This is a genomic window from Polyangium jinanense, from assembly GCF_028435265.1.
GTDB classification, from domain to species: domain Bacteria; phylum Myxococcota_A; class Polyangia; order Polyangiales; family Polyangiaceae; genus Polyangium; species Polyangium jinanense.
Genome location: NZ_JAGTJK010000035.1, coordinates 99,157 through 108,994 on the forward strand (window position 1 = coordinate 99,157; position 9,838 = coordinate 108,994).

The window sequence follows — 9,838 nt, forward strand, 5'->3', positions numbered from 1 at the left end:
CGCCTGCCCGCGACGTGGCAGGAAATGCCTGTCCGTTGTCCTTCTGGCACCTCCGCGCGGGCTCATAGTGGCGCTCACGCAGCGCGAGCGCCTCGGCGCATGACCCCCGCGCGCGCGAAAGGACCTGTCCATGAGCCTTCGACCGAGCGACCCTTTCAAGGTCCCCACGAGCCGCCCCATCGAGCAGAAGCTTCACGTGGCCATTTTCGTGTGCCCCGGATACTTCATGCCCGACGTGATCGGCATCCAGACGGTCTTCGGCACCCTGCCGAACACGGAACTCTACCTCGTCTGGAAAAACAAGGACGAATTCGAAGGGGTCCCGTGCTTCACGACCCGGGCCAATACCACGTTCGCGGAGTGCCCGAAGAACCTCGACCTCCTCCACATCGGCGCCATTCCGCCGAACGTGATGGAGGATCCCGAGGCGCTCGCGTTCGTGGCGGAGTACGGGGGCCGCGCGAAATGGGTGTCCGGCGTCTGCGCCGGCGCCCTCGTGCTCGGCGCCGCGGGCCTGCTCAAAGGGTATCGCGCCACGACGAACTTCCACATGCACGACCAGCTCGCGTATTACGGCGCGACGCCGACGAAGGCGAACGTGGTCGAGCACGGCAATCGTATCACCTCGGGCCCGGTCTCGGGCAGCTTCGACCTCGCGCTGCGCCTGGTCGGTCGCCTCGTGGGTGACGACATCGGGCGGGAAGTCGAGCTCCAGATGGAATACGCCCCGGAGCCGCCTTACCGCACGGGCCGCCCCGATCTCGCCGGGCCCGAGCTCACGGCGAAGGCCCTCGCCGCGCTCGCGCCCCTGACGGAGGCGACGCGCGAGGTCGGGCTCCGCGCCGCCCGCCGGCTCGAGATCCGCTGATCCGGCCCCCACCTCGAAAAAACGCACCCCCGAGGAAACTGGCCGGGCCCTCGCGCATGATGGGAGCGAAAGAAGCTCCTTCGTGCCGAGCCCGAACCTCGCCCCCCCGGACGTCGCCGACCTCCTCGCGCCCCTCGCGCGAAAGAGGCTCGCCCCGGAGCGTCCGCCCCCGGCCGAGGCCTCCCAAGCACGCGCCGCGGAGTTGCCCCGGACGGCCTCGCCGAGCGCGGTCGAGGCTCTTTACCGCGAGCACCACGGGCTCGTGTATCGGCTCGCGCTGCGCTACGGCAAGGGCAACGTCGCCTGGGCCGAGGACATCACCCAGGAGGTCTTCATCGATCTGATGAAGGCGCTTCCCGCGCTCCACGACCACGACGATCTTGCGGGCTGGCTCTATCGCGCCACCACGAACCGCTGCATGAGCCGCCTGCGGCGGGAGCGATTCCGCTCGCTCGCGCCGATCCGCTGGCTTCTCGGCGAACACCAGCCCGAGCCGCAGCAGCCCGACACGCTGGTGATGGCCCGCGACGACCTGCGCCGCGCGATCGAGGCGATCGCGGCGCTGCCCGTCAAGGAACAGGTCGCATTCTCGATGTATTGGCTCGACGGCAAGGAGCAGGAGGAGATCGGCCAGATCCTCGGTCATTCCAAGGGATATGTCTGCAAATTGATCCAGCGCGCCGTCGAGAGGCTGAAGAAGGACGGCTGGGGGGGGTTTCCGTGACCACGCCCGCGCCGAACGATCTGCTCGCGCGGCTGCGCGCCGCCGACGAGCTGTACGCGCAGGCCGCGCCGGATCCCGCGCTCGCGGCGCGGCTCGGCGCGCGCGTGCGAAGCCTTGCCGCGGAGCCGCCGCGCGCTTCGGGGGCCCCGTCGATTCGAAGGCTCGGGCGTCCGCTGGCGCTCGTGATGGTCTGTGCGACCGTGCTTTTCCTTTCGCTCGACGACGACACGCCGCGCGCGCGCTCCGGGCTCGTTTTGCCAAAACAAACCGAATTCGTGGCCGATCCGGACGCGGCCCCGGCGTCCGAGCGCGCGCCGGAGACGAACCCGCGTTCCTTCCATCCGCCGCGTCCCCCGATGCCGAGCGCGCCGGATTCCCGGCCGCCCGCGCCGTCCCCTTCGTGGCGTCCGCCGGATTCATCGTTTCCATTCGAATCGGTCCCCGAGCGGCCGATGGATCGTGATCTGCGGAGCCCGAAAAACCAGGTGCCCTCGGGGCCTCGTTCTCGGTTGATGACGCCCGGCGGAACCGCGGACGAAGGCGACGAAGGCGGACTCGTCTTCTGGTCGCCGATACAAGCCACAGCTGGCGATTCCCGCGCACCCGTCTACGGCGCGAGCGGCGGCGTCCGCGGCCCGAACACGAGCACGCCGAAGCCGCCCGATCCCGTCGAACCGCCAGAGACGTCGTCCTGCGCGACGCCCGAGACGTGGAAGCAACGCGCCGAGCTCGATTGCGACGAAAATGGCCTCGTCCTCGCCGCCGAGATCACTTGCCTCGATCCGTGCGGCGACGGCCTCTTCCGGAGCGCCGAATACGAATGCGTGGATCCCGAGGTCGACGTTTGCATGACCGATACCGTGGGCGACGGCGCCACGTGCCAGGATCCGGCCTTGCTCAAGGACATGGCCTTTCAGGTCTGCCAGCTCGCGGGCCAGCAGTTGGTGGATTTCCAGTACACGACCGGTGATTGCGGGTGGATGACGCGGCAAGCGAGTTACACGTGTTGCCCGCCGATCGTCGATCCGCCTCCGCCTCCGCCGCCACCTCCGCCTCCGCCACTCGTCTGTCAAAGCGGGGCGCTCGGCGACGGCGTGACCTGCATCGATGGGTCCATCCTCAAGGAACAGGCCTACGCGGCTTGCAGCGAGCTCGGGCTCAACCTCGCCGACCTCCAGGCCTCGGGGGATTGTCCGGTCGGTCAGGCCACGAAGGTCGGTTTCACCTGCTGCGAGCCTTGACGCAAAAAAGAGGAAACGCGGGGCGGCCTCGCGATTGAAGGAAAACGGATGCTACGACGGCGCCCCGCACCGGGGCGCGTGGAGGTACCCATGCGTTGGTCGAATGGATTGCAGTCACTCGTGTTCGCCCTTCTTGCTTCGGGGGTTGTCGCCTGCACGGCCGATGTGCGCGACGGAAGCGGGGCGGAATCGGCGCAGCAGGGCGCGCTCGAAGGAGACGGGAAGGACAACGGGGGCGGGGAGGGGGAGGTGAGCGAGGACAATGAGCTGCCGCCGCCGCCGGTCGATCCCCCGCCGCCCCCGCCGCCCGAATGCACGCAGGGCGTCGTGGAAAGCGAAACCTGCGAGGATCCGGGGCTCTTGAAGGATCAGGCCTATGCGATCTGCCAACAGGACGGCCTCGGGCTCACGGCCTTCGATTACCAGGGCGGCGATTGCGGCTGGATGACGACCCAAGCGCACTACGAATGTTGTCCGCCGCCGCCTGAGCCGCCGCCGGTCGATCCCCCGCCGCCGGTCGATCCCCCGCCGCCGCCCCCGCCCATCTGCGCGAGCGGATCGCTCGGCGACGGTGTCACCTGCCAGCCGGGCGACCTGCTGAAGCAAGCGGCCTACGAGGCCTGCGAGCAGGCGGGGCTCAAGCTCTTCGACCTGATCGGCGACGGCGACTGCAGCCCCGGGGAGACGGCCAAGCTGACCTATTTCTGCACCGGGGCGGCCTGCCCTTGATCACGCGACGCGTTCACTTCTGGAGCGCGGCCGGATCCATCCACATGACCTCCCAGTGGTGGCCGTCGACGTCGTAGAAGCTCCAGCCGTACATGAAGCCGTGATCCTGCGCCGGCATCGCGTGCGACCCGCCATTCTCCACTGCGGTCTTCACCAGCCGATCCACCTCTTCGCGGCTCTCACACGAGAGGCAGTACAGGCCCTCGGTGGACGCGCGCGTGTCGCAGATCTGCCTGGTCGTGAACTGCTTGAACTTCGGCTCGGTGAGGAGCATGACGAACGCTTGCTCGCTCACGATCATACACGTCGCGGTTTCGTCGGTGAACTGCGGGTTGAACGTGAAGCCGAGCTTCGTGAAGAAGTCGACCGAGCGCTTGAGGTCTTTGACGGCGAGGTTGACGAAGAGCATGCGAGAACGGGTCGTGGTCATGTGCGCCTCCGTGCTGGTAGGTTCGTCGTATGGACCCAGCGAGGGGTCCAAACTCATCGGTCCGAAGAAAAAAAGTTTCGGCCCTCGGCAGGCAGGCTACGGCTCGAGCTCCATGGGCAGGCCGAACCGCGGGAAAAACGCCGCCGTGTCGAGGAAGGAGTTCATCGCGACAATCCGGTCGTCGCGGAGCTCGAGCACGATGAGCGCCCACGGCTTGTATTTCTCGCCCGGCGCGTGTGGGGGCCGGTACTGCCCAAAGGCCGGCGAGCCACACGCGGCCGTCGGCACGAGCCGGGAGCCACGACACCCCGCGCCACGCCCGACGAGCCAGGCGAGGATGGATCCGTGCCCCTTCAGCCAGAGCGAGTACGGCGGCATCGAGAGCGTCGCGTCCTCGTGGAGCAGCGCGGCGAAGGCGTCCATGTCGTACCGCTCGAACGCGTCGACGTAGCGGTTGAGCAAGGTCGTCTGGACGTCCGCGAGCGGCGCCCGCTCCTCCGTGAGATCACGTGTCGAGAGCGTGGCGCGGGCGCGCTGCAGGGCGCTGTTCACCGCGGCGACCGAGGTGCCGAGGCTCTCGGCGACGTCCGCGGCCGCCCAGCCGAGGACCTCGGTGAGGAGCAGGATCGCGCGTTGTTTCGGCGGGAGGTGCTGGAGCGCGGCCACGAACGCGAGGCGGATGCTCTGGCGCATCGAGACGAGCTCGGCCGGGGTCGCGTCGTCGGGCAGCGCGCGCGCGTCGGGGATGGGCTCGATCCAGCTCGAAGCGGGCAGGGTGGTGAGGGTGTCGTCGACCGTGCCGACGGGGCCACACTCCATCGGGCGGATGCGGCGCGAGCGATCGGAGAGCGCGTCGAGGCAGACGTTCGTGGCGATGCGATAGAGCCAGGTGCGCAAGGACGAACGGCCGTCGAACTGGGCAAAACTCCGCCACGCGCGCAGCATCGTCTCCTGCACCGCGTCCTCGGCCTCCGAGACCGACCCGAGCATGCGGTAGCAATGCCCGGTGAGCGCGGCGCGATGTTCCTCGAGCTGCCGCGCCGTCGCCTGGGTGACGTCGAAGCCAGCGGCGTGCTTCATCGGAGACGAGAGATCTGCCATCGGGGCCGTGTCGTAACAGGTTCGCCCCCCGGGGACAAACCCCGATCGCCGTCTACAGCACGATTTCGCGCACCACTTGCCCGCTGTCGGTCAGGGTGATCGGACGTCCGCCCGGCGACGGGACCGTCTCCAGCGGATCGAGTCCCATCGCCGAGGTGATCGTGGCAAACAGATCCGCCACGGCGATCGGTCGCTCGACCACCTTTTCACCCTGCGCGTCCGTCGCGCCGAGCGTGATGCCACCACGTATGCCGCCACCCGCGAGCACGGCGCTCCATGCGGCGGGGTGGTGATCCCGCCCGCCTCGGCCATTGAGGCGCGGCGTCCGGCCAAACTCGCCCATCCACACGACGAGCGTGCGATCGAGCTTCCCGCGCTCGGCGAGATCACGGATCAGCGCGCTCATGGCCGGATCGAGCACGCCCATCAGCCGCTTCGTCCGCTCGAAATTGTCCTCGTGCGTGTCCCAACCGTCGAGCGAGACCTCGACGAACCGCACGCCCGCCTCGACAAGCCGTCGCGCCGCGAGGCAACCACGCCCGAAGGCCGTGTCGCCGTAGGCCTCGCGCACGGCTGCGGGCTCGCTCGATACGTCGAACGCGGCCGCGGCCGGCGAACGCATCATCTTGACCGCCTGCGCGAACACCGCGCGCCGCTCGGCCACCGCCGCGCTTTGCGTCTCTTTTTCGAACGAGTCCTCAAGCATCGCGAGGGCCGCGCGCCGCCGGTCGAATCGCGCGGCGGAGACGCCCGGCCCGTACGCCATGTCCTCGGGCGGTCGCCCGGGCTCGCGCACCACGAACGGGCCATGCGCGCGCCCGAAAAAACCGCCGCCCGCGCTCGGACCGCCAAGGCTTACGAACGCGGGCAGCTCGGCGTTGGGATCGCCGCGTCGCGCGCTCACCCACGCGCCGAGGGCCGGGTGGTCGACCGTCGGATTCGGGATATGCCCGGTATGGCCGAGCTGCCGAGCACGCTCGTGGCTGCCTTCGCGGCTCGTCATGCCGCGCAGGATCGCGAAACGGTGCGCCTCGGCGGCGACGCGCGGCAGGTGCTCGCAGATCGACACGCCTTTCGCGCTCGTCTTGATCGCGCGGAACGGCCCGGCTTCCTTCGTGTTTGGTTTGGGGTCGAACGTATCGACGTGGCTCGGCCCGCCGTTCATCCAGAGCACGATACAAGCGTCCGCGCGCGGTTTTGCCTCGGCAGCCATCGCCGCGGGCGTCGCGAGCCATCGCCCTGCGAGCCACGCCCCGAGCCCTCCGAAACCAGCCTGGAGCAGGCGCCGTCGATCCATCGTCATGCGTTTGTCCTGGGTGTCCATGGCGTCCTCCGGTCTCAGTGCTGGAAGGCGAACTCGGTCGAATCGAGCAGCGCCCAGAAGAGGTCCTCGTAGGCCTGGTCCCGTGGCGACTTTGCGACCCAGCCTCGTTTTTTGCCGATCTTGCCGAGCGGACCCTGGCCGGTCGGTTTCGCGGCGGGCTCCTCCGGGGCGGATGCGGCCTCGTCGAGGAAGCGCACCCAGCGCGAAATCTCCTCGGCCGTGGGCCTGCGCGAGAGCGTGCGCAGGTAAAGCGCCTCGATCTTCGCCGCATCTCCGCCCTGCATCGCCAGCACGTCCGCGAGCGTTGCGCCCGCGAGCGCGCTCGACCCGTAACCGACGAGCGGGCCATTCAGCAGCAAAAGCGCCTGCGGAATCGTCCCGTCGAACTCCGCACGCGAGCCCTCCTCGTCCACGTCGAACACGAACCGGAACCGCTCGCGCATCTTCGCCCGCAGCGCGTCGGCCCGTTCGCCGAGCGTGTCCTCGAGCCACGGATCGAGCCGCGTCGCCGTGAGGACTGCGTCGAGCAGCACCGGCGCCGGCAGCGGCCGCGGGGCAAACGCCGCCCAGGTCGCCTCCGCCGCGGGCGGGCCGCCCGCGAGCCCGTACGCGCGTGTCGCGCAGAGCGTTCGCAAAAGGTGCTTCAGATCGTAGCCATGCGTCGCGAAATCGGCCGCGAGCGCGTCGAGCACGGCTGGCGCACGCGGCGGATTCGAGGGGCGCAGATCATCGACCGGCTCGACGAACCCACGCCCGAAGAAGAGCCCCCACACGCGGTTGACGAGGGCTTTGCTGAACCAGGGGTTCGCCTTCGAGGTGATCCACGCGGCGAGCTCGGCCCGCGGCGTATCACCTTCGAGCTCGGTCCCGTCGAGCGCGGCCGGGGCAAGGGTGGCGATCTCGCGCGCCTCGTCCGTGGCCTTTTTCCCGACCCGGCCGCGTTTGCCGTCCTCGACCTCGAACGCGCGGGCCATGCCCTTTTCTTTTTCCTCGACCGGCTTCACGCGGGTCCTCGCGAAGGAGGCGGCGAAGCGGCGGAAGTCCGTGGTCGTCCATTTCTCGGTCTTGTGGTCGTGGCATTGCGCGCACTGGATCTGCACGCCGAGGAAGGTGCGCGCGGTCGCGCCGGCCAGGTCCTCGACGCCGCCCCGGTACTGGACGACCCAGTTCGTCGCCCCGTTCACGCCCTCGGCCTCGGCCTCGGCGGCATCGTTCTGCGCAGCCATGCGGCGCTCGCGCGCGGGCCCGCCGGGGCTGCTTTTCCCGGTCGCGGCGACGAGCTCGCGCACGACCCGATCCCACGGCGCGTTCTCGGCAAACCGCGCGTGCAAAAAGGCCCGGAACGCGGCGCGGTCGACGAGATTTCCCTTCACGTCGCGGATGAGGACGTCCTCCCAGTACGCGGCCCAGCGTTCGGCGAAATGGGGGCTCGCGAGGAGCGCGTCGACGGCCCGGACGCGCTTGTCCGGCGCGGAATCGGCGAGGAACGTGGTGACGACCTCGGGCGGAGGCAACGTGCCCGCGAGATCGAGCCAGGCGCGGCGGAGGAACTGGGCGTCGGGGGCGGGTTTGGCCGGAGCTACGCCCGCGGCCTTCCATTCGGCCTCGAGCAAGGCGTCGATGCGGCTGACGATGTCGGTCGCCGCGGGCGCCGACGTCGCGGTCGCGGTCGGCGATGAGGGCGTGGCGGTCGGGGAGGGGAGGCCCACCGTTCCGCCCCCCGAGCAAGCGGAGAGCAGGGCGAGCGCGACCGAAGCCGAGGTCCGTCGAAGCATGCGAAAGGCCCAAGCAGGACCGATGCCAGCGCTCGAGACCGCTCGAAACGCGGCGATTTTTGCGGCCGCGGCCTGCGGACGTCCTGCCGCGCGCCCGAGCGGTGCGGCGGACGCTCCGCGGGAGCACGACAGCCGCGCGGATTTCGATTGCGGCCGCGGTCCCGCGGCCAAAAAGGAATCCCGCATCTGCATCGGAGAGGAGCGAGTCATGAAGGTTTTGTATACGGCGACAGCGACGGCGACGAACGGGCGCGAGGGGCGCGTGAAGACGGACGACGGCAAGCTGGATCTCGGGCTCAGCATGCCCAAGAGCGTCGGCGGACCGGGCGGGGAGGGGACGAACCCCGAGCAGCTCTTCGCGCTCGGCTATTCGGCCTGCTTCGGCAGCGCGCTCGCCTTCGTCGCCCGCCTGCAGAAGATCCAGACCGGGCCCGTGGAGATCACGGCGAAGGTCTCGCTGGGCTCGGAGGAAGGCGGTTTCCGCCTCGCGGTGGAGCTCATCGGCCACATCCCGGACCTGCCGCGCGAGCAGGCCGAGACGCTGATGCACGCAGCGCACCAGGCTTGTCCTTACTCGAAGGCCACGCGCGGCAACATCGACGTCAAGCTCTCCGTGGCCTGACGTCTCGATCGGGGCGCGGCCCCGCGGATCCGGTGGGAACACTGGCGTCGCGCGGGCCTCGCCCCACAGACGTCGCATGAACAAAAGCCCCAAGGATCCCGGTCGAAACCAGCCCGAGCACGCCGACGAGAAGACCCAGCGGCGCGCCGCCGAGTCGCAGCACGGCGGGATCTCCTCGGAGGAGAGCTCGCACCGGTACGAGACCGGCGAGAACCCCGGGGGGACGCATCAGGGAGGTCGGCCGGGCCCGGCGCGGCACGATGGGAATGGCCATGGCTCATCGAGCGGCGAGGACGGCGGGTTCTGAAGAGCGCGGCCACGACGAGGCCGCGCGCTTGCCCCTCAAGACGAAACGCTGGAACGACCCCGTCGAGCGTGACGATGGGCTGCGTGTGCTCGTGTGCCGCTTCCGCCCGCGTGGCGTGCGCAAGGAGGACGAGACCTGGGACCTCTGGGCGAAAAACCTGGGCCCGAGCCGCGAGCTGCTCGCCGCGTTCCAGGGCAAGAGCGGCCCGCCGCTCCCGTGGAAGGACTTCGCGCGCCAGTACCGAGCCGAAATGAAGGCCGAGCGCGACCTCATCCGCTCGCTCGCCGAGCGCCTCCACCTCGGCGAGCGGATGACCTTGCTTTGCTCGTCGTCCTGCGTCGATCCGGCCCGGTGCCACCGGACGCTGCTCGCCGGGATCCTCGAGCACGAGGCCGCCGCGGGCGACTGACGCCGGGCGACTGACGCCGGGCGCCTGACGCCGGGGGGATGGAATGAAAAAAGCCCGCGTGAGAAAAACCTCACGCGGGCTTTGAAGACTCCGGACAACGGAATGTAGAGCGTCTTATCGCTGCGTTCGCGCGCCGGCTCGTCACCCGAGCTCTGGGCACGCCTCTCGACGTTTGCCTCAAAGGTATGGTCAAGCCGCACGACCGATTAGTACCGGTTAGCTCCGCGGATTGCTCCGCTTCCACACCCGGCCTATCAACCTCGTAGTCTACGAGGGGTCTTTAGGAGCCTTGCGGCTCGGGACACCTA

The 9,838-nt window shown here is 69.3% G+C and carries 11 protein-coding genes and 1 rRNA gene; 7 read left to right on the forward strand and 5 right to left on the reverse strand.

Features of this window, described 5'->3' with window-relative positions; genetic code table 11:
• The first annotated feature begins 130 nt into the window (after positions 1-130).
• The 4 genes from KEG38_RS38935 (at position 131) to KEG38_RS38950 (ending at position 3,562) form a co-directional block, all read left to right on the forward strand.
• Positions 131-868 (forward strand): DJ-1/PfpI family protein, encoded by a 738-nt coding sequence (locus tag KEG38_RS38935; protein ID WP_272425513.1) that lies wholly within the window; start codon positions 131-133, stop codon positions 866-868.
• 82 nt (positions 869-950) lie between these two features.
• Positions 951-1,592 (forward strand): RNA polymerase sigma factor, encoded by a 642-nt coding sequence (locus KEG38_RS38940; RefSeq protein ID WP_272425514.1) that lies wholly within the window; start codon positions 951-953, stop codon positions 1,590-1,592.
• Positions 1,589-2,833, forward strand: coding sequence for a hypothetical protein (locus tag KEG38_RS38945; RefSeq protein ID WP_272425515.1), 1,245 nt, complete (start codon positions 1,589-1,591; stop codon positions 2,831-2,833). Before KEG38_RS38940 ends, KEG38_RS38945 begins: the two co-directional genes overlap by 4 nt.
• A 90-nt stretch (positions 2,834-2,923) precedes the next feature.
• The gene (locus tag KEG38_RS38950) at positions 2,924-3,562 is read left to right on the forward strand and encodes a hypothetical protein (protein ID WP_272425516.1); all 639 of its coding nucleotides are present in this window, start codon (positions 2,924-2,926) and stop codon (positions 3,560-3,562) included.
• A gap of 13 nt (positions 3,563-3,575) precedes the next feature.
• On the opposite strand, the gene KEG38_RS38955 is transcribed toward KEG38_RS38950, so the two are convergent.
• The 4 genes from KEG38_RS38955 to KEG38_RS38970 all read right to left on the reverse strand — a co-directional run bounded on the left by KEG38_RS38955 (position 3,576) and on the right by KEG38_RS38970 (position 8,192).
• Entirely contained in the window at positions 3,576-3,992 is a 417-nt protein-coding gene (locus KEG38_RS38955) for a VOC family protein (RefSeq protein WP_272425517.1), read from the reverse strand.
• A gap of 96 nt (positions 3,993-4,088) precedes the next feature.
• Positions 4,089-5,072 (reverse strand): sigma-70 family RNA polymerase sigma factor, encoded by a 984-nt coding sequence (locus KEG38_RS38960; protein WP_272425518.1) that lies wholly within the window; start codon positions 5,070-5,072, stop codon positions 4,089-4,091.
• Positions 5,073-5,145: 73 nt separating this feature from the next.
• Positions 5,146-6,417 carry a DUF1501 domain-containing protein gene (locus KEG38_RS38965; RefSeq protein ID WP_272425519.1) on the reverse strand — a complete coding sequence of 424 codons (1,272 nt, stop codon included), beginning with the start codon at positions 6,415-6,417 and terminating at the stop codon, positions 5,146-5,148.
• Positions 6,418-6,431: 14 nt separating this feature from the next.
• Positions 6,432-8,192 (reverse strand): DUF1549 and DUF1553 domain-containing protein, encoded by a 1,761-nt coding sequence (locus KEG38_RS38970; RefSeq protein ID WP_272425520.1) that lies wholly within the window; start codon positions 8,190-8,192, stop codon positions 6,432-6,434.
• Positions 8,193-8,400: 208 nt separating this feature from the next.
• Between KEG38_RS38970 and KEG38_RS38975 the strand changes: the two genes are divergently transcribed.
• The 3 genes from KEG38_RS38975 (at position 8,401) to KEG38_RS38985 (ending at position 9,530) form a co-directional block, all read left to right on the forward strand.
• Positions 8,401-8,814 carry an organic hydroperoxide resistance protein gene (locus KEG38_RS38975; protein ID WP_272425521.1) on the forward strand — a complete coding sequence of 138 codons (414 nt, stop codon included), beginning with the start codon at positions 8,401-8,403 and terminating at the stop codon, positions 8,812-8,814.
• A 76-nt stretch (positions 8,815-8,890) separates the two neighbouring features.
• Complete coding sequence (locus KEG38_RS38980) at positions 8,891-9,121, forward strand: hypothetical protein (protein WP_272425522.1); 231 nt, start codon at positions 8,891-8,893, stop codon at positions 9,119-9,121.
• A complete protein-coding gene (locus KEG38_RS38985) occupies positions 9,087-9,530 on the forward strand; it encodes a DUF488 domain-containing protein (RefSeq protein ID WP_272425523.1) in 444 nt (147 codons plus the stop codon). The genes KEG38_RS38980 and KEG38_RS38985 overlap by 35 nt, the downstream gene beginning before the upstream one ends.
• Before the next feature lie 185 nt (positions 9,531-9,715).
• On the opposite strand, the gene KEG38_RS38990 is transcribed toward KEG38_RS38985, so the two are convergent.
• Positions 9,716-9,838 (reverse strand): 23S ribosomal RNA (locus KEG38_RS38990); the annotation flags it as partial.